At 62.7% G+C, this 24,534-nt stretch carries 24 protein-coding genes; 4 read left to right on the forward strand and 20 right to left on the reverse strand.

Annotated features, from left to right (window positions below; genetic code table 11):
* The 14 genes from AC1D08_RS20355 to AC1D08_RS20420 all read right to left on the reverse strand — a co-directional run.
* Positions 1 to 693: 3-methyl-2-oxobutanoate hydroxymethyltransferase (locus AC1D08_RS20355; RefSeq protein ID WP_477423833.1), on the reverse strand; the 693-nt coding region annotated here is incomplete at its 3' end.
* Positions 694 to 733: 40 nt separating this feature from the next.
* A complete protein-coding gene (locus AC1D08_RS20360) occupies positions 734 to 1,045 on the reverse strand; it encodes a MocE family 2Fe-2S type ferredoxin (RefSeq protein ID WP_477423835.1) in 312 nt (103 codons plus the stop codon).
* Between the two features lie 27 nt (positions 1,046 to 1,072).
* Positions 1,073 to 2,155 carry a fatty acid desaturase family protein gene (locus AC1D08_RS20365; RefSeq protein WP_477424021.1) on the reverse strand — a complete coding sequence of 361 codons (1,083 nt, stop codon included), beginning with the start codon at positions 2,153 to 2,155 and terminating at the stop codon, positions 1,073 to 1,075.
* 85 nt (positions 2,156 to 2,240) lie between these two features.
* A complete protein-coding gene (locus AC1D08_RS20370; protein ID WP_069092853.1) occupies positions 2,241 to 3,422 on the reverse strand; it encodes an aldose 1-epimerase family protein in 1,182 nt (393 codons plus the stop codon).
* A gap of 10 nt (positions 3,423 to 3,432) precedes the next feature.
* Complete coding sequence (locus AC1D08_RS20375) at positions 3,433 to 4,215, reverse strand: ATP-binding cassette domain-containing protein (RefSeq protein WP_477424023.1); 783 nt, start codon at positions 4,213 to 4,215, stop codon at positions 3,433 to 3,435.
* On the reverse strand, positions 4,212 to 5,216 hold the full coding sequence (locus AC1D08_RS20380) for an ABC transporter permease (protein ID WP_477424025.1): 1,005 nt from the start codon (positions 5,214 to 5,216) through the stop codon (positions 4,212 to 4,214). The genes AC1D08_RS20375 and AC1D08_RS20380 overlap by 4 nt, the downstream gene beginning before the upstream one ends.
* Before the next feature lie 58 nt (positions 5,217 to 5,274).
* A complete protein-coding gene (locus AC1D08_RS20385) occupies positions 5,275 to 6,219 on the reverse strand; it encodes a sugar ABC transporter substrate-binding protein (RefSeq protein WP_477423837.1) in 945 nt (314 codons plus the stop codon).
* 25 nt (positions 6,220 to 6,244) lie between these two features.
* Positions 6,245 to 7,159 carry a sugar phosphate isomerase/epimerase family protein gene (locus AC1D08_RS20390; protein WP_477423839.1) on the reverse strand — a complete coding sequence of 305 codons (915 nt, stop codon included), beginning with the start codon at positions 7,157 to 7,159 and terminating at the stop codon, positions 6,245 to 6,247.
* Between the two features lie 56 nt (positions 7,160 to 7,215).
* The gene (locus AC1D08_RS20395; protein ID WP_477423841.1) at positions 7,216 to 8,301 is read right to left on the reverse strand and encodes a Gfo/Idh/MocA family protein; all 1,086 of its coding nucleotides are present in this window, start codon (positions 8,299 to 8,301) and stop codon (positions 7,216 to 7,218) included.
* Between the two features lie 35 nt (positions 8,302 to 8,336).
* Positions 8,337 to 9,398 carry an ABC transporter ATP-binding protein gene (locus AC1D08_RS20400; RefSeq protein WP_477423843.1) on the reverse strand — a complete coding sequence of 354 codons (1,062 nt, stop codon included), beginning with the start codon at positions 9,396 to 9,398 and terminating at the stop codon, positions 8,337 to 8,339.
* Position 9,399: 1 nt separating this feature from the next.
* On the reverse strand, positions 9,400 to 10,491 hold the full coding sequence (locus AC1D08_RS20405) for an ABC transporter ATP-binding protein (RefSeq protein WP_477423845.1): 1,092 nt from the start codon (positions 10,489 to 10,491) through the stop codon (positions 9,400 to 9,402).
* Positions 10,488 to 11,447, reverse strand: a complete 960-nt coding sequence (locus tag AC1D08_RS20410; protein WP_477423847.1) for a carbohydrate ABC transporter permease — start codon at positions 11,445 to 11,447, stop codon at positions 10,488 to 10,490. The genes AC1D08_RS20405 and AC1D08_RS20410 overlap by 4 nt, the downstream gene beginning before the upstream one ends.
* Complete coding sequence (locus AC1D08_RS20415; RefSeq protein WP_477423849.1) at positions 11,444 to 12,304, reverse strand: carbohydrate ABC transporter permease; 861 nt, start codon at positions 12,302 to 12,304, stop codon at positions 11,444 to 11,446. The genes AC1D08_RS20410 and AC1D08_RS20415 overlap by 4 nt, the downstream gene beginning before the upstream one ends.
* Positions 12,305 to 12,486: 182 nt before the next feature.
* Positions 12,487 to 14,100 carry an extracellular solute-binding protein gene (locus AC1D08_RS20420; protein ID WP_477423851.1) on the reverse strand — a complete coding sequence of 538 codons (1,614 nt, stop codon included), beginning with the start codon at positions 14,098 to 14,100 and terminating at the stop codon, positions 12,487 to 12,489.
* Positions 14,101 to 14,456: 356 nt separating this feature from the next.
* On the opposite strand from AC1D08_RS20420, the gene AC1D08_RS20425 reads away from it, so the two are divergent.
* A complete protein-coding gene (locus AC1D08_RS20425) occupies positions 14,457 to 15,485 on the forward strand; it encodes a LacI family DNA-binding transcriptional regulator (RefSeq protein WP_477423853.1) in 1,029 nt (342 codons plus the stop codon).
* Positions 15,486 to 15,835: 350 nt separating this feature from the next.
* On the opposite strand, the gene AC1D08_RS20430 is transcribed toward AC1D08_RS20425, so the two are convergent.
* Genes AC1D08_RS20430 through AC1D08_RS20450 form a run of 5 tightly spaced genes read right to left on the reverse strand, consistent with a single transcriptional unit; the run spans position 15,836 to position 20,554 of the window.
* Entirely contained in the window at positions 15,836 to 16,756 is a 921-nt protein-coding gene (locus tag AC1D08_RS20430; RefSeq protein ID WP_477423855.1) for a phosphorylase family protein, read from the reverse strand.
* Positions 16,757 to 16,770: 14 nt separating this feature from the next.
* Entirely contained in the window at positions 16,771 to 17,562 is a 792-nt protein-coding gene (locus AC1D08_RS20435) for an ABC transporter permease (RefSeq protein WP_477423857.1), read from the reverse strand.
* Positions 17,555 to 18,442, reverse strand: a complete 888-nt coding sequence (locus AC1D08_RS20440) for an ABC transporter permease (protein WP_477423859.1) — start codon at positions 18,440 to 18,442, stop codon at positions 17,555 to 17,557. The genes AC1D08_RS20435 and AC1D08_RS20440 overlap by 8 nt, the downstream gene beginning before the upstream one ends.
* Positions 18,439 to 19,476, reverse strand: coding sequence for an ABC transporter ATP-binding protein (locus AC1D08_RS20445; protein ID WP_477423861.1), 1,038 nt, complete (start codon positions 19,474 to 19,476; stop codon positions 18,439 to 18,441). Before AC1D08_RS20445 ends, AC1D08_RS20440 begins: the two co-directional genes overlap by 4 nt.
* A 34-nt stretch (positions 19,477 to 19,510) precedes the next feature.
* Complete coding sequence (locus AC1D08_RS20450) at positions 19,511 to 20,554, reverse strand: ABC transporter substrate-binding protein (RefSeq protein ID WP_477423863.1); 1,044 nt, start codon at positions 20,552 to 20,554, stop codon at positions 19,511 to 19,513.
* 214 nt (positions 20,555 to 20,768) lie between these two features.
* Here AC1D08_RS20450 and AC1D08_RS20455 point away from each other — a divergent pair, with 214 nt between their 5' ends.
* Positions 20,769 to 21,791: a LacI family DNA-binding transcriptional regulator gene (locus AC1D08_RS20455; protein ID WP_477423865.1), complete on the forward strand. Its 1,023-nt coding sequence runs from the start codon at positions 20,769 to 20,771 to the stop codon at positions 21,789 to 21,791.
* Positions 21,792 to 21,931: 140 nt separating this feature from the next.
* Here AC1D08_RS20455 and AC1D08_RS20460 read toward each other — a convergent pair whose 3' ends face one another.
* On the reverse strand, positions 21,932 to 22,498 hold the full coding sequence (locus tag AC1D08_RS20460; protein WP_477423867.1) for a TetR/AcrR family transcriptional regulator: 567 nt from the start codon (positions 22,496 to 22,498) through the stop codon (positions 21,932 to 21,934).
* A gap of 103 nt (positions 22,499 to 22,601) precedes the next feature.
* Here AC1D08_RS20460 and AC1D08_RS20465 point away from each other — a divergent pair, with 103 nt between their 5' ends.
* The gene (locus AC1D08_RS20465) at positions 22,602 to 23,417 is read left to right on the forward strand and encodes an oxidoreductase (protein ID WP_477423869.1); all 816 of its coding nucleotides are present in this window, start codon (positions 22,602 to 22,604) and stop codon (positions 23,415 to 23,417) included.
* A 110-nt stretch (positions 23,418 to 23,527) separates the two neighbouring features.
* Positions 23,528 to 24,529 carry an NADP-dependent oxidoreductase gene (locus AC1D08_RS20470; protein ID WP_477423871.1) on the forward strand — a complete coding sequence of 334 codons (1,002 nt, stop codon included), beginning with the start codon at positions 23,528 to 23,530 and terminating at the stop codon, positions 24,527 to 24,529.
* The last annotated feature ends 5 nt before the right edge of the window (positions 24,530 to 24,534 follow it).

Here is a 24,534-nt window from a genome sequence, read left to right on the forward strand (position 1 = left end):
GGAGAACGCCGCGATCCGCTCAGCCTGCAAACGATCATATTCGGCGGCGAAATTGCGATAGACCTTGGAGTGGCGAGGCATGTGCCCACGGTTCTGGCCGAGAATGTCGTCGGCGAACAGATATTGCGCGTCGCAGCCGGTCCCCGCCCCCATCGACAGCATGATCAGCGACGTCCGCTCCGAGATCGCCTTCGCCACCTCGACCGGCACCACTTCGATCTCCGCGCCGATGGCGCCGGCGGCCTCCAGTTGCTTCACCGCTGCGAAGACCTCCATGGCGGTGTCGGCGGTCTTGCCAACCGCCTTGAAGCCGCCCGTCCAGGTGGCGCGCGATGGAATGAGGCCAACATGGCCGATGACCGGGATGGCGTCGTCGGCCATCCGCTTGATCGTGGCGTAGCCGGCGCTGCAATAGACCGCGTCTGCGCCGGCCTTGTAGAGCCGGAAGGCCCAGCGCAGGAAATCGTCCGCCGTGCCGATCTCGAAGAAATTCTCGCCCGGCATGGTGAACAGGCTGGGCGCGGCATCGCGATACTGCGGGTTGAGCACCAGCTCGGGCGGCACCGAAACGATGTCGACCCCTGCCCGTTCGGCGGCCTCCGCCTCGTCCAGGTTGAGCACGCGCAGCATGGTCAGCTGGCGCTTGCCCTTCATCGCGCGCAGATCGGCGACGGTCGGTCTCTTTCGGCTCATTAAAACGTCCCCTCTGTGATGCTGGATCGGTTGCCGCGCGTCAAATCTGGATCATCACCTTACCGGCCTCGATCTTGACCGGATAGGTCGCGAGATTGACGCAGACCGGTGCGCCCCTGGCCGCACCTGTCTTGTAGTTGAAGCGGCCATTGTGCTTGGGGCATTCGATGATGTCGTCCATCACCAGCCCGTCAGCCAGATGCGCCTTCTCATGGGTGCAGTAGCCGTCGGTGGCGAAGAATTCGTCATCCGGGCTGCGATAGATGGCGAAGGTGCGACCGCCATGGTCGAAGCGGATGACATCCTCTTCTTCGATATCGTCCACCGCGCACGCTTCAACCCAATCGGCCATCCCGGTCTCCCGCAAAATTCGCGATCGCTATTCGGCCGCAGCCGACATATCGACCTCGTGGAACTCGCCGCGATAGGGCCTGGCCGTCGGCGGCAATTCGCGCTTGAGGTAATAATCCTCGTATTTCAGCTGCCGCAGCAGCACCGGCCAGACCTCGCGATAGGCATGCCACATCGACGGGTTCGGCTCGGGCAGATCGTGCTTGATCAGTTCGTGCAGCCTGGGCAGCGCGTGATACGGCACCATCGGGAACATGTGATGTTCGACATGGTAATTCATGTTCCAGTAGATGAAGCGGCTGACCGGGTTCATGTAGACGGTGCGGGTGTTGAGCCGGTGGTCGACGACGTTGTCGGCCAAGCCGATATGCTGCAGCAGGCCGGTCGTCACCATGTGCCAGGTGCCGTAGAGGCGCGGCAGGCCGACCAGCACCAGCGGCAGCCATGATCCCAGTGCGATCGCGAAAGCGATCGTCGCAACGTACACGGCCATGTGCCAGCGGGCGGCGACGACGGCTTTGTGCTGTTCCATCTCGGGGATGTAGCTCTTCTCCTCCTCCGACAGCGTGCCGAAGGCCTGGCGCACCAGCGTCGGAAGCGAATAGCGGAAATCGAGAATGCCGGTGAAGGCGAGCGCCGCCTTCAACAGGTCGGGCGGGCGCATGACCGCGATCTCGGCGTCGCGGCCGACGATGATGGTGTCCGTGTGGTGGCGGGCATGGCTCCAGCGCCATTGCACGGGATTGCGCATCAGCATGAACGACGCGATGTGGTAGACGACATCGTTCATCCAGCGCGTGCGGAAGGCCGTGCCGTGGCCGCATTCGTGCCAGCGCGAGTCGCTCGACGAGCCGTAGAGCACGCCATAGACGAACAGGAACGGCACCACCCACCACGAGCCCCAGAACCAGACGATGCCGGCGGCCGAGCCCAGGATGGCGGCGAGCCAGATGATGGTGTCGCGGATCGCCGGACCGTCCGAGCGCTGCATCAGCTCCTTCATCGTCTTGCGCGGCACGTCGGTGTGGTACCACTCGGCCGAGGCCAGGCCGGTCTCGATCGCGGCCCGCGTGCTTTCGCCGACCAGGCTGTAATCGCGCTTTTTTGCCATCGTCGTCACATCGACCTCCAATCGTCACGCACCGCTGGCAATCCGGTCCGCCGGCCGGAGGGCTTGCTCCGGATAAGGGTATCGCTCATGCCCTGCCCACCAGTCTTGGAAAGCTGCCGGAAGGCTGAGGATAATCCTGCTCAGGCTGGCGGGCGATGGCCGCGATCCTGCCCTCGGCCGCTGCAATCTCGCCGGCACCGTCGAGCACGCGAAACACCGCATCGTAGGCACGGGCTTCGCCATGCTCCAGCCAGATCATCTCGCCGCGGTCACGTGCAGCGAGATCGCCGAGCACATGATGGGTCGAGGGCTCTATGCCCAGCGCATACTGCCCGGCCTGGAAATTCTGCCATTGATAGGCGCAAGGCAGCTGATCCTTGCGCGTCACCACTTCGAAGCCGAGGCCGAGCCGGTCATTGACCACCGCCACCGGCACTTCCCCCTTTGCGTCGGCACCCATCTCATGCTGCCAGACCTGCTCGCTGAACCCCATTCGCGGCGCCGGCGCCGTGCGGTAGCCGACCTTCTGCGCCTCGTAGCGCTCGCCGGCATGGCCGGCCCAGACGACGTCGCGGATCGGCGCCAGATAGCGCGAGCCCGCGTCGAGCAAGGGATGGCTGACATTGACGTGGTAGAAATACATATGCGGCGTGCGGTTGAAGCCGTGATTGACGACACGGTCGGTAAGCCGGATCTCGTTGCCCCCGACATCAGCCTCGATGCGGCGGATGAGATGCAGATCCTCGCCGAACACCGCCGCCTGCTGGATGATGCCTTCGGCCCACAGTACGCAGCGGTCGCCGTCCCAGCGCTCACCATAGCCGGTCAGCCGCGCCGGGATGGTGCCGACGCGGCCGTGCAGCGAATGGGTGACGGTCTTCTTGCCGGGGTAGTTGTAGTTTTCGGCCGGCACCTCTTCGCGGCCCAGTATATGGTCGAGGCCGCAGGTGACAAGCAGGCCGGAGAAGGAGCGTGCCCAGGCGAGCCCGCTCTCCCCCTCATAATCGTGCAGGCCGGGATGACGAAAGCCGCTCGGCGAATGCCAGCCGATCGCCTGACCCTTGAAGTCACAATCGGCGATATCAAGCGCCCGGTCGACCAGCGCGGTGAAGCGCAGGCCCGAACCGGTGCGGAATTCCAGCATGCGGATGCCGCGCTCCACGCCGTCGCCCAGCGTCATCAGCCGCACGCCGGCGAATTGCGACAGCATGCCGGACCGCTCGGCCACTTGCCTTCGCGACAGCGTCTTGCCGTAAAGCTCTACCATGCGACGCCCTTCACTTTGCCCTCGCCTCCTTGAGCAAGGCCGACATGTCGGCGCCGGTGATGATGCTTTCCACGGTCAAGAGGTCAGTGTCGGCGACGATCTGTTCGGCGACGATTTCGCCGCGGCGCATGACGATGATGCGGTCGGCGACCTGGAACACATGGTGGATGTTGTGGGTGATGAGCAGCAACGAATGGCCGGCCTCGCGCACCTCCTTGACGAAGCGCAGAACGCCATGGGTTTCCTCGACACCGAGATTGTTGGTCGGCTCGTCGAGGATGATCACCTTGGCGGCGAACTGCATGGCGCGCGAAATGGCGATCGACTGGCGTTCGCCGCCCGACAGCGTCGAGACCAGCGCATCGGCGTCGAGCTTCTTCGAGATGCCGACGCGCTTGAGCAGTTCGGAAGCGGCCTTGCGCAACTTCGCCAGATCGAGCGGCGCGAACACGCCGAGCCAGCCGAAATTGACCGGCTCACGGCCGAGGAAGAGGTTGCGGGCGATGCTGAGGTCCGGCGCCAGCGACGTGTCCTGGTGGATGGTCTCGATGCCGAGGTTCATCGCGTCGCGGGTCGAGCGGATCGAGACCTTCTCGCCGCGTACGAAGATGTCGCCACGATCGACCGGGAATACGCCCGAGATCGCCTTGATCAGCGTCGATTTGCCGGCGCCATTGTCGCCGAGCAGCGCCACCACCTCGCCTTCCCTCAGCGTCAGCGAGGCACTCTTCAGTGCGCGCACGCTGCCGAAGGATTTTTGCAGGTTCTGCAGCCGAAGCACTTCCATCGTCAGCTCCTTGCGGCGTTCTTCTGCAGCAGAGCGTGCAGGATGAGCATGGCGAGGATGATGAGGCCGACGAAGATGTTGTAGGCGAGGCCCGGCACACCGATCAGCACGATGCCATTGCGGATGGCGCGCAGCATCAGCGTGCCGACGATGGTGCCGAGGATGGTGCCGCGCCCGCCGGTCAGCGCCGTGCCGCCGACCACCACCATGGCGATGACTTCCAGCTCGTAGCCGGTACCGGCCACCGGCGAGGCGGCGGAGATGCGGAAGGCGCTGATCATGCCGGCAAGACCGGCCAGCACCGAAGTCGCGATGAACAGCCAGATCTTGACGGCGTCCGCCGGCACGCCGCGCGCCACCGCCGCGTTGCGATTGGAGCCGATGGCGCTGATCCAGTTGCCGAGCTTGGCGTAGCGCAGGATGTAGATGGCAAACAGCGACAGGCCGATGAACCACCACAGCGAGGTGTAGAAGCGGAACGAGCCGACATTGAAGCTGCCGGCCAGCAGCGTCACGAAGAAGCCGGGCTGGTCCCAGGATTTCAGCGGAAACCCTTGCGTGATGTAGAGCGCCGCGCCGCGTACGACGAGGAGCATCGACAGCGTCACCAAGAAAGACGAAATGCCGATCTTGGTAACGATCAGCCCGTTGATCGCGCCGATCGCGATGCAGAGCAGAAGCCCGGCCAGCAAGGCGAAGCCGATATCCCAGCCGCCGTTCTGCACCAGAAGCATTACCACCACCGGCGCCAGTCCGAACACCGCGCCGACGGAGAGATCGAATTCGCCCGCCGTCAGAAGCAACGTCATGCCGAGCGCGATGATGCCGAGCTCGGGCAGGAACGCCATCATGTTGGAGATGTTGAGCGGCGACAGGAAGTTGCGGTCGGCGATGGCGAACACCGCCAGCAGGACAATGAGGATGACGAGCGAGGAGAATTGCGGCGAGCGTATCAGGCTCGATCTGCGTTTCCCGACAGGCATCTCGTCTTCTGCGGCGATCGTCATGACTGTTTGAACCATGCTTGAAAGACGCCCGCCGCTTGCACAGCGGGCGCTGCTTTTTTCACTTCTTGTCGTAAAGCTTCAGGATCGGGTCGACGCTGGAGGCGTCGTAGAGACCGAAAGTGTGGATGTCGTAGCCGATCGGTTCGCCCGACGCGGCGAGCCCGAGCAGTGCCACCGGCATGAAGCCCTGCGCTGACGGGTACTGCCAGGCGGCGGCGTTGACGAAGCCGTCCTTGACGGCCTGCGCCGTCTCCTTTGAGTTGCCCCAGCCAACAACCGGGATCTTGCCCGCCGGCACGCCCGCACCGTCGAACACCCGCTTGACACTGGCCGCCACGGAATCGCCGAGCGCGATGATGGCCGGCGGATTGTTGGCAACCATATAGTCGGTCATCTTGGCGATAATCCCGGCCGGATCGGTGCCGCAATCGACCACGTCATATTTGATCCCCAACGGATCGAAAACGCTGGCGATGCCTTCGGTTTCCAGCTGCTGATAGCTGGCGCCGGGGACCTCGACCGGCAGGAACACCTTGTCGCCCTGCTTCACCATCTTATGGTCGACCAGGTACTTGGCCCAGATGACGCCGGCCTCCTTGAGGTCGGCGCCGACATAGGCCTGCCGGCCCGTCGGCGGATCGTCGGTGTTGAAGAACACGATCGGGATGCCGGCCGCCTTGGCCGCCTTCACTTCCTCGGTCCACAGACCCGGCTGTGCCGACGTGGTGGCTATGCCGTCGGGTTTTGCGGCAAGCGCCGAGTTGAAGGCCTCCTTCTGCGCCGCCATGTCGCCGCCGCTGAAGGAGATCTTGCAGGTCACCTTGAGCTGGTCGCAGGCTTTGGTCGCGCCGGCGTTCCAGTCGATCCAGAACGCATCGGACGGCCCGCCATGCGACAAGAGATAAAAGGTCTTCTGGCCGTCCTGCGCCTGCGCCGGCGTACCGAGGGCGACGCCGGCAAGCACTGTCGCGGCGGCCGCCAATTTCAATGCGAATTTCAACATTCTTTCCTCCCTCTGTTTGGAACCATCAAAGCCCGTTGGCGCGAAACTTCCCGTCGAGGAATGTCTTGGCGCGCGGCACGTCGTCTTCCGACAGATGCTCGATGATGACCGGGATGTTCGGATGCTTTTCCGACAGCCGCTTGAGGTAGAGATCGTAGTTCAGCGAACCGAGGCCGGGCGCCGGCAGTTCGATCTCGCCGACGCCACGGAAGGTGTGGCTCTCCAGTGCATCCTCGTCGCCGATATCGGCGTGCTTTTCCGACTTGTCGCCGCCCGAGCGCTTGACGTCCTTGGCGTGCGCAATCCTGATCTTGTCGGTCAGCGTGTCGAACACCTGGTTGAGGATCTGGTCCATCTTGTCGATGTTGTGGGTCTCGAAATAGTTGGTCGGATCCATCAGCAACCCAAGGCCGGGATGGTCGACCTGCGCGAACATCTTCACCGTTTCCTCGACCGAGCCGACGACGTTGTTGACATAGGTTTCGAGCAGGAAGACCGCGCCGTGGTCGTAGGCTGTCTGGGCAAGGTCGGCGATCACCTTGCGACATTCCTCGAACCCTTCCTCGGTCTTGTTCCTGGGGTGATGCACCCAGTCGGACTCGGTGTTGTAGGTGCCGGTTTCCGAGATTACGTAAGGCGAGCCGAAATGGCGCGCGTTGCGGATGATTTCCTTCAAGTAGCCGACGCGCTTGTCGCGCTCGGCCTTGTCGGGATGGATGATGTTGGTATAGCCCGACACGCAGCAGACCGGCAGATTGTGGTCGCGGAAGACGTCGCGCACCTTCTTCGCCTTGTCCTTGGTGATCTGGCCGGCCGACAGGTCAACATCCTTGAAGTGCAGGTCGAGCTGCACCGTGTTGAAACCGAGGCTGCGGATTTTCTTCGCCGTCTCTTCGAGGCCATACGGGAAATAGCCCGTGAAAATACCTGCCTGCATCATGGTGTGAATTCCTCCCTGGTAAGCGATTCAGTTGTCTGGTGTTTCAGTTGTGGTGATCAGATAGCGATTTCGGAAAGCTTGACCGTGCGGCCCGACGCCATCGAGCGGTAGCCGGCCTCGACCAGCGCCATGGTCTTGACGTTGTCGGCAACGGAGAGGGCCGGTGGCGTGCCAGTCTTCACCGCATATTGCAGCTGCTCCATGACGCCGATGAAGGCATGCGGAAACCACATCGTGTCCCAACAGGGCGTCACCCATTCACCGCCTGTCGTCTTTGTCGAGGCATAGGTCAGCGTCGAGGCGACGCCGGTCGGCCAGCCGATCGTGCCCTTGGCGACGCCCTTGGTGCCGTCGACGCGCCAGTTGATGTGCTGATCGTCCTCGTAGCCGTCCTGGCGCGGGCCGGACCAGACGTCCTCCAGCGACACGGCGAGCACGCCGGATGGAAAGCGCAGCGTCGACACCGTGATGCCGTCCAGATGGTCGAATGTCGTGCGCGGATCCTTGCGCGTCAGCGTGGTGATGTCGTCGGGATCGCCAAGCAGGAAGCGCAGCACGTCGAGATGGTGCACGCTCATATTGGCAAGCGTCAGCCGATCGTAATCCTCGAGAAAAGTCTGCCAGTGCGGGATGGCATGCATGTCGATCTGCGCGAAGACGATGTCGCCCAGCGCGTCGCTGTCCATGATCTGCTTCAAGACACGCATCGACTGGTCGTAGCGCATGTTCTGGTTGACCGAGAGGATCTTGCCGGCCTTCGCCGCCTCGTCGCGCAGCTTGACCGCTTCCTCGACCGACAGCGCCAAGGGCTTCTGCGCCAGGATCGCCTTGATGTGCTTCTGCTTCAGCGCATGGCGGATCAGCGCCGGCTGCAGGTCGGGCGGAAAGGCCAGGTCGATGATCTCGACTGTTTCGTCCTCGATTAGCTGCTCCGGCGTGTCATGCACGGTCGGGATGCCCCAGCGTGTCGCGACCTTTTGCGCGTTCGCAGGTGTTCGCGACGCGATCGCCACCACGGGAAAGCCTGCCTCCTTGTAAGCAGCCAGATGGCACTCGGCCATGATCATGCCGGCGCCGACGCAGCCGATCCTGTATTCCTTGGTGCGGACCTTAACGTCCGGCTCGAAGCCTTTGGCTGTCATGCTTTCCTCCCGAAACTCTGTCCTCGCGGCCGCAGTCATCTCGCCAACGCGCCTCCGCTTTGCCCGAAATAATGCACGCGGGCCGGCTCGCAGGATATCGCCACCATCGCGTCAGGCCTGATGTCAGGCTGGCCGCGCAACAGCGCCTTCAGCCGCGCCTGCCCGGCGGCGAGTGTCACGACGGTGTAGCCGCCGAGCGGCTCGACCTCGAACACCCGCGCCGGGCGGCCCTGGCCCCCATCCGCCCACGGCCTGACCTTGATATCCTCCGGCCTCAACCCGATCTCGACGGCATCGGCGGGAGCCGCCTTGTCGGCAATGCGGATCGTGCCTTCGGCCGCTTCGACGCCGCCCTCGCCCCGGGCCGATTTGAGGATGTTCATGACAGGCGATCCGAGCAGCCGCGCCACATAGGTGCTGGCCGGCCGGTCATAGATTTCGGCCGGCGCGCCAATCTGCCTGATCCTGCCATTCTCCAATATGGCGATGCGGTCGGCGATCGACATCGCCTCTTCCTGGTCGTGGGTGACATAGATCAGCGTCTTGCCGAGCTCGCGCTGGATGCGCTTCAGCTCGACCCGTGTCTCCTCGCGCAGCCGCGCATCGAGCGCCGAGATCGGATCGTCCATCAGATAGGCGTTGGGGTCGCGCACCAGCGCACGCGCGATCGCCACGCGCTGCCGCTCGCCGCCCGAAAGCTGCGCCGGCGGCTTGTGCAGGATATGGCCGATATGCAGCTTGGCGGCGACATCGGCGACGCGCCTTTCAATTTGGGCCTCGGCGACTTTGCGCTCGACCAGCGGGAAGCGCACATTGTCGCGCGCGCTCATATGCGGGAACAGCGCCAGGTTCTGGAACACCATCGCCACATTGCGCTCGGCCGGCGACACCGTGTTGACTGGCTTGCCGCCGATCAGGATTTCGCCGGTGTCCGGTGCCTCCAGCCCGAGCACCAGGCGCAGGATCGTCGACTTGCCCGACAGAGGCGGCCCGAAGAAGCAGAAGAATTCGTTGTCGTTGACGGTGAAGGAGGCGTCGTCGACGGCGAGTGTGTTGCCGTAGCGCTTGGTGACATTGCGAAAGACGATGTCGGCCATCTCAACCTGCCTTCATCGCAACGCCAGAGGCGGCATCGAAGACGCGTACCGACGACGCGTCGGGGGCGACAACCGCGGTTTGCCCGATCGCCAGCCCGAAATCATTGTCGAAGACCGCCTTCACGGCGCCCCCGCCCTCGCCGAGATGGACGATGGTGCGCGCACCGATGCGCTCGACAAAGGTGACCGGCATGGCGAGCCCACGCCCGTCTTGCGCCAAAGCCACCTGCTCCGGCCTGAAGCCGTAGAGCACGTTGCCACGTGCACCGCGCAAGGATGCCGCCAATTCGTCCGGTAACGGCGGCGTGATGCCCAGCGGCCCGAGATCGATGACAAGGCCCCGATCGCTCTCCGCCGGCTTACCGTGGAGCAGGTTCATGCCCGGCGCGCCGATGAAGCGGGCGACGAAGACATTGGCCGGATTGTTGTAGACTTCGAGCGGCGTGCCGACCTGCTGCAGGACGCCATGATCCATGACGGCGATACGATCGGCCATCGTCATCGCTTCGAGCTGGTCGTGGGTGACATAGACCATGGTCTGGCTGAACTGGCGCTGCAGCTGTTTCAGCTCGGTGCGCATGACAGCCCGGAAGGCGGCATCGACATTGGACAGCGGCTCGTCGAGCAGGAAGATCGCCGGCTCCATGATCGCCGAGCGGCCGATCGCTACGCGCTGCAATATGTTGACGGACAGCCGGTCGGCCTTGCGGTCGAGCAGCGCCGTCAGTTGCAGCAGCTCGGCGATGGCGCCGACGCGGCGGTCGATCTCGGCTTTGGCGGCGCCCCGCATTCTCGGCCCATAGGCCAGGTTCTGGCGCACACTCATATGGGTGAAGATGGCATAGTTCTGGAAGACGAAGCCGACGCCGCGCCGGCCCATCGGCACGCCGGCCATGTCGCGCTCGCCAAACAGGATCTTGCCGCTGGTCGGCTCTTCCATGCCGGCGATCATGTTCATGGTCGTTGACTTGCCGCAGCCGGACGGCCCGAGCAAAGCCATGAACTCGCCATCCGCTATATCGAGGTCCATCGTCTTCAGCGCGGTGAAGTCGCCGAATGTCTTGGTGAGGTTGCGCAGCTGGATCGCGCTCATGCCGCAACCTCCCTCGCCCGCGCCATGCGCTTCATGGCGAACACGGCGACGATGGAGAGCACGATCAGGATGGCGAGCGCGATCGCCGCCACATAGCCCCAGATCAAATCCTGCGTGGTGACCTTGTAGATGTAGACGGATATCGTTTCGGTGGCGACGCCAGGGCCGCCGCCGGTCATGATGTAGAGCGTGTCGAAGATCTTGAAGTTCTCGATCACGCGGATCGCCAGCGCGATTATGATGATGGTCTTCATCTTCGGCAGCACGATGGTGACGAAGCGCCGCCATGGGTTGGCGCCAAGCAGCGTTGCCGCCTTGATCTGGTCCTCCGGCACGCCGACCAGGCCGGCAAGCAGGATGAGGAACATCAGCGGTGTCCACTGCCAGATATCGGCGATCATCACCGCGATCAGCGCCAGGGTCGGATCCGATAGCCAGGCGATGGTGACCTGCGTGCCCGATATGGCGGACAGGATGTCGTTCACCGGGCCGCCCGACTGGAACAGCATGAAGAACATGTAGCCGGCCACCGCCGGCACCACCATCATCGGCATCAGCAGGATCGAATAGAAGATGCGCTTGCCCGGGAAGTCGTCGGCGAACAGCGTCGCCAGCGCGAGCCCCAGCAGGAACTCCGCCGGCACGCAGACGATCATGACGATAGCCGTACGTTTCAGCGCGCTCCAGAAGCGGGCATCGGCGGCGAGGTCGGTGTAGTTCGCGAAACTGTTCCACATCTCCCAGGCATTCCACCATCCGAGACCCGAAAGCGGCGACCAGTCGGTGACGCTGATGTAGAGCTGCATGAGCAGCGGAAAGACCGAGATGAACAGCACCAGGACCTGCGCCGGCAGCGTCAGCCGGAAGCCCAGCCGCGCGCCTTCGTCACGCAGGGCCGGCTTCGCAAGCGCGGCGCCCATGTCGTCCTCCGAAACAGTCACGGTCACCGCGCTCATTGCTTGAGCGCCCCGAAGGTCAGCCCGCGCACCAGATGGCGCTGGATGGCGATGCCCATGATGACGGGCGGCACGGCGGCGATGACCCCCAGAGCTGCCTTGGCGCCGTAGAGTTGACCGGTCATCGATGACGACAGCGACGCCATGTAGACCGGGATGGTCACCCATTCGCGCGTCGTCAAAAGCAGCGCGATCAGATAGTCCGACCAGTTGAGAATGAAGACGAAGAGGGCGGCACTGGCGAGCGGAGCACGCATCATCGGCAAGGTGATGCGGGTGAAGACGCGCAGCCGCGAACAGCCTTCCACCAAAGCCGCTTCCTCGATCTCGCGCGGCATGTCGTCGAAAAATGTCTTCATCAGCCAGAAGGCGAACGGCAGAGTGACGATGCCGTAGATCAGCGCCAGGCCCCACCAGCTGTCGGTGAAGTTCAGGAACGACCACATGATCATCACCGGGATCATCACCGCCATCGGCGGAAACAGCCTGAGCTGGATCAGCGCCAGCGGCAGGTTTTGGCCCGAGCCGAAGCGCGACAGCCCGTAAGCCGCCGCCGTGCCCGCCGACATGGCGATCGCCGTCCCTAACACCGCCGACAGCAGCGACGACAGGATCGGCTTCAGCGCGGTGCGGTCGAGCGCGACGATCAGGCTGTTGGTGGATTCGCCGAAGACGAACCGGAAATTGCTGAGCGTCGGGTTCTTCGGCCACCATGTCAGGTCGGCGCCGGTCGCCGACCATTCGGCGATCGGCTTGAAGGCCATCGACACCATCCACAGGATCGGCACCAGCGTCACCGCCATCGCCGCGAGGATCGCGGCGTAGCGGAATATCTCGAAAGGAACGGAACGCTTCATCTGGCTGCTTTTGCTGGTGGCGTTAGATCAAGATGATATTTCGTTGTATCGTCATCCTGATCTAACTCTTTGTTGGAGCATTATCTTTTCCGGAAACCTGATCCCACTTTTCGGGATCATGCTCTAGTGCGGAGAGGAAGAGCTTTCGCCCCTCCCCTCCGGCTCTGATCCAGGGAGACGGATCAGCTGATCGGATCGAGAACGGTCGGCCACGCCTCCTTGTTGGTTCTGATGGCTTCGAGCAGTTTGTCTTCGCCGATGCGCCGGGCGATCTTCTTCCACTCGGCCTCGGTGTCGGCCATCGCCTGTTCAGCGGTCTTGGCCTTGGTCAGCGAGGCCATGAGGTTTTCGTCGAGCGCGTTGTGGAAGGCGGTGGCGCCGGGATAGTTGATGGTCGGCACCGTGCGGGCGACAGTCTCACGCACCACGTCCATGTGGTAGGCGTGATAGGTCTGGCGCACCAGCGGATCGGAGAAATCCGAAAGCCGGAACGGATCGAGATAGCCGCCCGGGTTAGCACTCATCCAGGCATAGATGCGGGCAGAGCCCAGCCATTGCAGCAGGAGGTAGGCCACCTCAGGGTTTTTCGACTGCGACGAGACCATGCCGGTCAGCGAGAACCACAGCACCGAGCGGCTGATCAGCTTGCCGTCGATCTCGCGGCCGGGCGGCAGCATCGAGCCTATCTTGCCGGTGACAGCCGAATCCTTGTTGCCGGCATTGTCGAGGAATTTCGGCAGGTTGGAGAAGGCGCAGGTCATCGCCGCTCCGCCCTTGGCAAAATCGCCATACTGCTCCGGCCAGCCCCACGAGATCGCATCCGGGGAATGGTGCGCCAGCGAAGCTACATATTCGTTGGTGGCGGCGATACCGTGCTCGGAATTGATCAGCGGCTTGCCATCGTCGCCGAACAGGAACTGATTGGGCGAGGCCATCGAGACATAGCGCTGGTACCAATTGGTGTAGCCCCAGCCCTGGTTGCGCAAATCGGTCGAGCCGAACAGGCCCTTGTCCGGACGCTGGAAGAAGGCGGCGATATCGCCGTGCTGTTTCCAGGTCTTCGGCGGCGCCAGATCGTAGCCATATTTGTCCTTGAAGGCCTTCTGTTCGGCGGCGTCGCCGAACAGGTCGGTGCGGTAGACCCAGGTCTGGAAGTCGCCGTCGAGCGACACGCCATAGTTCGAGCCGCGATATTTGTTGAGTAGCGACACGCCTTTGGCGCCGTCGACATAGCCGGTCTTGGGATTATCCCATTCAGGCTTGTATTGGGCAACGAAGTCATCGAGCTTGGCGATGCCGCCTGTTTCGGCGAGGTCGCCGAGGCGATTCCATTCGGTCGAATAGATGTCATAGGCCCCACCCTTGGTGGAGATGTCCTGCATCGTCTTGGTGAATTCCTGGCCGTTCGGCAGGCCGACGATTTCGATCGGAATGCCGGTCTCTTTTTCCCAGAGATCCTTGATTGACGGCGCGCCGGCCGGGAAAGGCTGAGTCAGCTGGCCGATCGAGCCATCAGACAGGCCGAGCACGATCTTCGCCGGCGCCTTGCCGGCGCCCTTAAGCGCCTTGGCCGCCTCGATGGCGCGGCCTTCCGGCGTGTCGGCGCCATATTGATAACGCTCAGCGCCCTCGAAGCCGGTCGGGCCGCCGATCATGCCTGGCGCCAATGCGTCGGCAGCGAAGGCACGGCCCGGACGAATGAATTGCGGTGCGATACCTGTGGCGGCAACGAACACCGCCGCCTTTCCTCCGGACGCCAGCAACCGGCGTCGCGATATGCGGATCAGATCAGACATTGGGTTTCCTCCCTCAGGGCTCACGTTTCCTCCACGAGCCCATGAGGGATATTGACGGYAGTATCGGAAGGCTGTCAACATCATAAATAATCAAAACACCTCACAACATCGCAATGGGGCGAGGAAATGCGTCATACCGGGGTCCATACACCGCTCCAGATGCCTCGATTTGATGGGAAATGTATCTTCCCATCCCGGAATAGCCGTGCCAGTCGAGCTGATTTCGCCCGACGGCTTGCGCTTCGGCCAAGGCCGGATACATCATTTCCCATCAGAATCGCCGATGGCGAGGAATCGTGGCCATCAGCCGGCTGCCGGCATTGGGTGATCCTGATGCGTTGAGGAGATGAAAAACGGTGCGTACCACCCTGACTGACGTTGCCCGGGAAGCCGGCGTTTCCGCCGCCACCGTCGACCGCGTGCTCAACAACCGGCCTGGCGTACGGGCACGCACGCGCGAAATCGTGCTCGAGATGGCGCAGCGCCTCGGCTACATCGCCGAAAGCCCGAACGGGGTGCCGCCTCGTGCTTTGCACGGCGAGGTCATCCGGCTCGACTTCGCGCTGCCAGCCGGCACCAATTCCTTCATCAAGATGCTGCACCGGCACATCGAGGCGCAGGCTTTGGCGCGACCGGATCTCGACGTCCACATCGCCACCATAGAAGGCTTCAATCCCGACCGGCTCGCCCGCCTGCTACAGGATTTGCGCGGACAGACGCAAGGCGTCGGCGTCATCGCGCTCGACCATCCGACGGTGCGCGAGGCGATCCGCTCGCTGTCGGCCAACGACATCAAGGTGGTGACCATCGCTTCCGACATCCTGCATGTGCCGAGGGTTGCCTATATCGGCATCGACAACCGCGCCGCCGGGCGGCTGGCCGGCTATCTGCTCAACCGTTTCATGGGGCCGGAGCGCCCCGGCAAGGTGGCGCTCTTCGCCGGCTCGCTCGCCTATCGCGGCCACGAGGAGCGCGAGATGGGTTTTCGCCATATCGTCGCCGAGGAATCTCCCAACCTCGAGATCGTCGAGATGCGCGAAATGCTCGACGACCGCGAGAAGGCCTATTCAGAGGCGTCAGCCCTGCTCGAGCGGCATCCGGATCTCGCTGCGATCTACAATGTCGGCGCCGGCAACACCGGCATCGCCCGTGCACTCAAGGAACGCGGGCGCGCGAAGGAGATCATCTTCCTGGGCCACGAGGTGACGGACGGCACCAAGGAATTGCTGCTCGACGGCACACTGGATGCGGTGATCGACCAGAACCCGCGCGTCGAGGCGCGCGAGGCGCTCAACATCCTCTCCCATTCCGTCAGGGGCCTGTCCTACGAACTGCACCAGCCACGGCTGCAGGTGATTTTTCGCGAGAGCATCCCGGAGATTTGAATGCGATAATACAAGCGCAAGCAATCCACTTGAGGCGCAAGGCTGATGGGGTGGACGCCCCCGACGGCATCGCTGTGCCAGAATGGAGTGTTGCAACCATTCGAGGGAGGCGTCCGTGCCTGAAGATACTACGATCGGTTTGGATATTGCGAAGAATGTGTTCCATGCTCCTGGTTCGGATTCACGTGGTCGCGGCGTTTCTCGAGGCGGCTGAGCCGGGCGAAGGTGCTTGACTTCATCGCCGCGCATTGTGGCAGTCTGAAAATGCGTCCCGAAGCCTAACGGGGGCAAGACATCCGCCCTTCTGCAAGAGCATCGCGGTGCGCAACCATGCAGACTCTCCCGCTGGTTCAAAACCGGCTGGAACGTTCTTCAGGTTGAGGCGACTTCAAACCGTGGCAAGAGCATTCCGGATTAACCGGAAGTCGCGCGGCGGTTTCGAGCGCGACCCGCGAGGCTGTCATGGAGAGGTTCGGCAAAACGTCCTCCTGCAGCAATTTCTGGCGATTTCGGTCCATGTAATCGTTGAAGCCCGCCGTCACGAACGCCAAAGGCACGAAACACGCGCCGATCTCGCGCGACAAGGTGGCTTCGGGGGCGATCGAATGGTTGAGCACATCCGCCCCCATGCTGCGAAACGCCAGGGCTTCTGCCGGGGTCGTCAGTCGCGGCCCGTAACAGTGGCCAGCGACCAGTTGCTGCTCGATGCCATGAACGCGGCATTCGGCCGGCCAATGACGGCGGGCGGTTTCGACCAGAACCGCCGCGCATCTCGGGCAAACAATCTGCTTGCCCGAGCAGTCGAAGCTCTGTCGGCCGGGAAGCAACGAAAACGGGGTCTGCGTCAGTTCGATGATATCGGCGTTCACCACCATGTCGCCGGGCTTGATCGCCTTGTTGACGGCGCCAATGGTCGAGCAGGACAGGACCTGTCGTACCCCCGCGCGCATCAACACCCAGAACGCGCGGCGATGGCAGGAATGGTCGATATGGTCGCGAGGATTGCCGTGCGAATACATGCACAAGGCGCGTTTCGTTTTGCCTTCGGCGGTAATCGACGCATCGAACTCCAGCAGCTTCCAGTTGTCGGTGCGGCCGAAAGGCGTTTCAAAACTCATGTCGCGCTGCAAGGTGCGCACGCCATCGACCTGGACATCTTCCGGGAAGGCAAGCCCCCAGTTTGCCGACCCGGTGATGATCGCCAACCCCACCTGGGGTATATCCGTCGGTTGATCGGTCAGCTCGGCGGTTGCGTGATGATTGGCGGGCATGTTTCCAGTCTCGGTCAGGATTTTTGGCGAAGGGTCACGATCAGGACGGCGACCACGACGATGGCGGTCCACAATGTCGAGATCGCCGCGATGGTCGGATCGATCTGATCGCGTAGCGACAGGAACATGAGCTTCGGCAGGGTGCTGTTGCGACCACTGGCGACGAAGATCGAAATAACGGACTCGTCGAGCGACGTCAGGAAGGCCATCAGTGTCGCAGACAACAGGCTGATTTGAAGTTGCGGAACGATTATTCCGCCAATGGCCCTCGCCCAGTCCGCGCCAAGGCTGCGCGCCGCCTGGACCTGGTTCCAGTCAAAGCGGGCCACGGYGGGCAACAGCACGATGCACGCGACCGGAATCGCCAGCACCACATGCCCGACCAGCACGCCGAACAGCGTTCCGACCAGGCCTTGCGCCGCCAGCACCAAGAAGAGGCCGATCGCAAGCAGGATTCCCGGCACGATCGAAGGAGCGAGCAGGACGCCTTGGATGGCCGAGGCGGTCTTTCCGCCAAGCCGGTTCATCGAGATGCAGGCCAGCAGCCCTAGGGGCACCGCGATCATCGCCGTCAACGTCCCAAGGATCAGGCTCGTCCTGAGCCCGGCCATCCATGTCGCCGAACCGAAGAAATTCTCGTACCAGCGCAACGAGTATGCGCGCGGCGGAAATTCGAGAAGATCGGACGCCGAAAAGGAGAGCGGCACGACCACCAGCGTCGGCAGCATCAGAAACGTCATTACGAGCGCGCAAAAGCTCCACAGAAGAATGCGGGCCAGCCTGTTGTCTGGATAGGCTTCAAGCATGGGGGGCACCTACTTTGCGCCCGGCAATCAGCCGCCGTGCAGCGAGGAACATCACACCCATCAACGCCATCAAAATGAGTAGGAGAATACCCAGGACGCTCGCCGCCCCCCAATCCTGAAAGGTCGACAGCGTTCGCTCGATGCGTATGGAGAGAGGATTTACCTTGCCGCCGCCCAGCACCGCCGGCGTGATGAAAAAACCTATGGTGTAGATGAAAACGATCATCGAACCCGAGAAGATGCCGCCGGCCGAAAGGGGCAGAATGACGGTGCGGATCACCTGCCCGAGCGTGGCTCCCATGCTCGCCGACGCGCGAACAAGGTTTGCGTCGATATCGCGGATCGCGGCATAAACGGGCAGCAGAAAGAGCGGCAGCATGTAGTGGACCATGCCGATCAGCGTTCCCGTGAAGTTGTAGACCAGCGGCAATGGCTCCGCTGTCAGGCCCGAGCCCGTCAAAGCCGCGTTGATCAGGCCATCGCGCCGCAACAGCACCAGCCAGCCATAGGTGCGCACCAGAATGGAGGTCCACAATGGCAGCATGACGAAGGCCATCAGCAAATTGGCCACCCTTGGCCTGGCGCTGGCCAGGGCGAGCGCCAAGGGGGTGCCGAGAAGGATACAGAACGCCAGCGTCCCCAAGGACAGCTCGACGGTTGTTATGAGTGCCGACCATGTCAGTCCACTCGAAAGCACCTTCTCGTAATTGCCGACGGTGTACTCGCCCCCCGTGGTCAGGAAGGATTGCCGGATGATCCAGAGGATGGGCAGTATCGCCGCCAGTCCGACGATCAGAAGCGCCGGCAGCGAAAGCGCAAGGAAGAACCGCCGCTCGCTTCGCGCATCGGCGGCGAGCGCGGGATCGGCTGCGATGGTCACGCTACCGCTCCCGGTATGGCGTGAACTTTCGCTGCCGATGCATACACGGTCACCCGCTGACCGGTGGCAAGCTCGGCGCAGCCGCCGGCGAGTGCCGACGGAATGCAGACAAGAACCTCCTGCCCACCGTCAGGTGCCAGCGTCAAAAGCCAGTTCTCGCCGCGAAACGCCTTGGCGTGCAGCATTCCTTCGAGCGCCACTGCGTCTGACCCGGCGAGCTTCGCATCCAGGTGGAAGCTTTCCGCGCGGATCATCAGGGTCTCGCGCAATGCATCGCCGCCGCCGATTGTCCGCACCGAGCCAGGGGCCAGAATATTGGCCTCGCCCATGAACTGCGCGACGAAGCGGGTCGATGGACGATCATAAATTCGCTGCGGCGTATCGATCTGCTGGATGCGGCCGGAATTCATCACCGCAACCCGGTCGGACATGGTCAGCGCCTCGCGCTGATCATGCGTCACATAGATCGTGGTGATGCCCAGATCATCGTGCAGACGCCTAATCTCGTACTGCATGGTTTCGCGCAGATTCCTGTCGAGCGCCGACAATGGCTCGTCCATCAACATCACGCGTGGTTCGAAGACGATGGCCCGTGCCAGCGCCACCCGCTGGCGCTGGCCGCCGGACAGCGCGGCAATGTTGCGCTCCGCCAGACCTTCCAGCTTCACGCGGGCCAAGGTGTCAAGCGCCCGCTGCCGGGCCTCAGCCTTCGGCGTCTTGCGCAGCGCCAACGGATACTCGACATTCGCCAGGACGTTCATGTGGGGAAACAAGGCGTAATTCTGGAATACGATGCCGATGTCGCGCTTGTTGGGGGCCAGGCGGGTGATGTCCCGGTCCCCCAACAGGAGCTTGCCGGAATCGGGCCGGACAAACCCGGCCAGAGCCATGAGCAAAGTGGTCTTGCCCGACCCGGAGGGCCCCAGCAAAGTGAGGAATTCGCCAGCTTGAATGTCGAGCGAAACATCGTCCAGCGCGACGTAGGACCCATAGGCCTTGCGCACGCTGTCGATGGTGATCGGGAGCGACTTCATGATGGGCTCGAACTCTTAGAGCTGACGCACAGACTTAGCGGCTCATCATTTCATCGAAGGCTTTTTGAGCCGCTTCGCCGTTCTTGACCCACCAGTCGGCGTTCGAAAACACTGAAGTGCCGGCGTTTTCAGGCGCCGTCGCCAGGGTTTTCAGACGGTCTTCGGGGATAAGACCACCCTGATAGCCGGCAGGGTTCACCGGACCATAGGCGATGAAGTCGGTCAGCTTCGCCACCCGTGCGGGCTGCGACATCGCCGCGATGAGCTTCATGGCCGCTTCCTTGTTCGGCGCTCCCTTCGGCACCCCAAGGCAGTCCGTGCCGATGACGGAACCTTTGAACGTGTAGTCGACAGCGCCGCCATCCGCCTTCACCGTCTGGGCTCGCCCATTCCAGGTAACGACCAGATCCGCCTCGCCGTCTTTCAGCAATTGCGCCGACTGCGCTCCGGAGGTCCACCACACCGAGACATTCGGTTTGATCGCTTCAAGCCGCTTGATGGCGCGCGCCAGGCCCTCGGGCGTGCTGAGCGTGGGGTAGACGTCCGCCGGCGCCACCCCGTCGGAGAGAAGCGCGATCTCGATAAGGTCCTGCGCATTGGCGCGCAGCGCGCGACGGCCCGGGAATTTGGCAACGTCCCAGAACTCCGCCCAGGTCTTTGGCGGAGTCTCGCCGTAGGTCTTGGTGTTCCACGACATGACGGTGCCATAGGAGTCGAACGGATAGCAGTAGTCGGACTTTGCGCCGGCCGGCACGGAGTTGGGATCGATGATCTTGTAGTCAAGCGGCTCCAGCAGCGACTGTGCGGCCGCCTGCGCGCCTTCCGGCGAGCCGAGATGGATGATGTCGGTGGTGACCGCACCCGCGGTGACCTGCATCTTCAGGGCGGCTAGGCCATCGCTCTGCGTCTCTTCGCGGACGTCATAGCCAAGTTCCTTTGCGGCGGGAGCCCACATCGCCTCCTTCATGGCTTTGCCATAGTCGCCGCCCGCGGTCGTGATGGTGACTGATTGGGCATAGACGGGCACGGCAGCCGAGACTGCGATTGCTGTCAGCGAAATGCGTAGTAACCGGGACATGTGTTCTCCTCCAGGATTCGTCGAAATGTCGCCTTATGTGGGCTTTTTTTATAATCGTAACGTTACGATTGCCGTTAAATGCCTCGGAGTCAAGTGGCTTTCAGGCGGACCTGTCCAGTTTCGTGGTGCCTGGATTTGACCCACGGGTCGAATCCGGTAACGTTACGATGCTCAGCAAAATCAGCCGGCGCTTTCGCGAAATCAGTCGGGCGACATGGCCAATCTAAAACAGATCGCGGCGGAACTTTCCCTTTCGGTGACCACGGTATCGCGCGCCCTGAAGGACGGGCCGGAAGTGCATGCCTCGACCGTGGCGCGCGTCAAGGAGGTGGCGAAGCGGGTCGGCTATGTCCCGAACCATCACGGCCGCGCGCTCAAGACCGGACAAACCCTGACGCTGACGGCGGTCCTGCCGATGGAAACACGCGACTACCTGTCCGATCTGGCGAAGCTTCCCTTGATCGAAGGCATGACGCTGGCGGCGCGGCAGGTGGGCTACAGCCTGTCCATCTATTCCACCACGCCCGACGACGATCCCCTCGAAAGCGTGCAGCGCCTGCTCCAGACGCGCAGCGCGGACGGCCTGATCATCACGCGCATGGTCTCGGGCGATCCGCGCGTCAAGCTGCTGCTGGATCAACGCATACCGTTCGTTGCATTTGGAAGAACCGACCTGGACATCGCCTATCCCTATGTCGATATCGACAATGAGCAGATCGCCTACGACGCGACCCGGCGGCTCATGGACAAGGGCTGCCGGCGCATCGCGCTACAGCTTCTCGTGCAGAAGGATCAGGCGAGCGCCATGCGCCTCGCCGGCTATCGAAGGGCGATGGCCGAGGCCGGCATCCCGCTCGACCCGTCGCTGATCGGTGACGGGACGTTCACGATGGAATCGAGCGCGGCCTGGTTCGATCGCCTGCTGGCGTCGGCAGATCCGCCTACGGGCCTGGCATGCGCCAACGAACTGGGCCTTCTGGGAGCGCTGCACACGCTCGGCAGGCGCGGTCTTGAGCTGGGCCGCGACATCCATATCGTCACCCGTGACAATACGCGTCTGGCGCGCTTCCTGCCGGCGAAGATCGGCGTTCATTCCGTCGACATGGCAGATGTCGGGCACAAGCTCATCGAGGTCCTGGAGAGCCGGATCGCCAATCCGCTCAGGGCGGTGGAGTCAGTCTTGTTCGAAGGTGAGTTCCACCCTGGCGAAGATTCGGATCGGAAGAAGTCAGAGTAAGGCAGGTACTCAAAGAGGCCAGCCCGTATTGCCCCGACAACTATCTGGTTTGACCCTGGGCGACCCTCACAGTGCAGTCCGCCAATGATACCGAGTCTTTTCCGTTTCGGAGATACGGCGTTCAGGCGGCTATCTTCGTCTTAAACCGGCTGAATCCGCGCCTTTGCGGCATCCGCTCCCGCCGAGAGGATGCGGTCCGACAACTCCGTCCCTTGCACGACGCGCGCCAGTTGCAGCGCGCCGATGAGCGTTGCAAACACACCCAGCGCCACGCCTTCCGGGTCCTTGCCCTGCGGCAGCGCGGCCGACACTTGGCTGACCAGGGACAGGAAGCGTTCGGTATAGACTTCGCGCGTCTCGGGCGGCTGGCGCGCGATCTCCGGCAGCAGCGCGGCGGAGGCGCAGCCCTTGTCCGGATTGTCCCGGTGCTCGGCCGACAGATACGCCTCTATGGCCATTTCCGGACCGCCCGCGGCCAACAATTCCTGTATCTGCTGCGCCTGGGCATCCAGGGCCGCAGCCACGCTTTCGCGGACAAGCTCCGCCTTTGATTGAAAGTGCGGATAGAAGGCCCCGTTCGTCAGCCCGGCGTCGCTCATGATGGTCGCCAGTCCGGACGCGGCGATGCCGTCGCTTCGAAAACGTTCGGCGGCGACTTCCATGATCCGGCCGCGTGAGGCGTCCTTCCTGCCTTTTTCATAGCGCATGGCTGCACGTCCTTTCGGCTATTGCATTACGATCATAATATGATATTATAGACGTAATTTAATTGGCTGGAAAGAGCCGGCCCTCGTGATTTTGGAGCATGACATGAATGCGAATTCCGGGAAAACCGCTGTCGTGACCGGAGCCTCCTCGGGCATCGGCCGCGCCAGCGCCGAGGCCCTGGTGCGGGCAGGATTTACCGTCTTCGGGACAAGCCGCCGCGCGGCCGGCAACAGCCCGGACGGGGTGACCATGCTGGCTTGCGACGTGACCGATGAGGCCTCTGTGGCAAAACTTGTCGATGAGGTGCTGGCCAAGGCCGGACGGATTGACCTGCTCGTCAACAATGCCGGCATCGGCTTGCTCGGAGGTGCGGAGGAGTCCTCAAGCGCCCAAGCTCATGCGCTGTTCGATGTGAATGTCTTCGGCGTATTGCGGGTGACGAACGCGGTGTTGCCGATCATGCGACGTCAAGGAAAGGGCAGGATCGTCAACATGAGTTCGATTCTGGGTCTGATACCTTCTCCGTTTAACGCGCTGTATGCGTCGACGAAGCATGCCATCGAAGGTTATTCCGAATCGCTTGACCACGAGCTGCGCACGTTCGGCATTCGGGTGGTGCTGGTCGAGCCCGGCGTTACCCGCACATCGTTCGAAGAGAATGTCACGAAACCTGATCGGCTGCTTCCCATCTATGATTCGGTGCGCCCTCGCATGGAAGCGCTGATGCGGAAGTGGGTCGAAGCTGGCGATGCCCCCGACATTGTCGCAAGTGCAGTGGTGAAAGCCGCGACGGATGCGACACCACGCAGGCGCTACACAGCAGGAAAACAGGCGGGCCAGGTTAGGTTCCTGCGCCGTTTCCTCCCCGAATCCATGGTCGACAGAAGCCTGCGGAAGTTCAATGAACTGCCGGCCTGAAGCGGGCTGGATAAGCTAGCGCAAGCAGTTCCGCCTGCCGGTCTGAGCACCGGCGAGGCGAAGGCTCCCGCCATGCGACACACGCAAATCATTTTCGGAAAGTCACTGCCATGAAGGCATTCGTTGTCGACAAGTATAACAAGAAGGGCATCCTGCGGCTGGCCGAGATGCCGGAGCCGAAGCTCGGGGACAACGATGTCCTGGTCGAGATCCATGCCGCAGCGGTGAACCTCCTCGATTCCAAGGTGAGGACCGGAGAGTTCAAGCTGATCTTGCCTTATGGCCGGCCCTTCATCCTGGGCCATGACGTCGCCGGCAAGGTCATCCGCGTCGGATCGAAGGTCCGCAAGTTCAAACCCGGCGACGAGGTCTATGCGCGGCCGCGTGATGGCCGCATCGGGGCCTTCGCCGAATTCATTGCCATGGACGAAGCCGACGTCGCCTTGAAGCCCAACAACCTCAGCATGGAAGAAGCTGCCTCGATTCCCCTGGTCGGCCTTACCGCCTGGCAGTCGCTCGTCGAAAGGGCGAACTTGCGGAAAGGACAGAAGGTCTTCATCCAGGCCGGCTCCGGCGGAGTCGGCACATTCGCCATTCAGTTGGCAAAGCATCTCGGTGCGACCGTTGCGACGACGGCGAGCACGGCAAGCGCCCGTCTGGTCAAAAGTCTCGGCGCCGATGTCGTCGTCGACTACCGGAAGGACGACTTCGAAAAAATCCTGTCGGGCTACGACGTCGTCTTGAACAGCCAGGACGCCAAGACGCTCGAGAAGTCGCTCACTGTGCTGAAACCCGGCGGCAAGCTCATCTCCATCTCCGGCCCGCCGGATCCCGAATTTGCCAGGGAAAAGGGGTTGAACCTGGTGCTGAGGACGCTCCTGCGCCTGCTAAGCCGCCGCATTCGATCCAGGGCCAGGCGCCGTGGCGTCAGCTTCTCGTTCCTGTTCATGTGGGCGCACGGCGATCAACTGGGCAAGATCACCGCCCTCATCGAATGCGGAGCGATCCGCCCGGTTGTCGATCAGGTCTTTCCCTTCGAGGCGGCCAACGAGGCCCTGGCCTATGTCGAGACAGGCCGCGCCAAGGGCAAGGTCGTGATCAAGGTCAGATAACAATT

The sequence above is a fragment of the Mesorhizobium sp. P2_E6 genome (genome assembly GCF_056403835.1).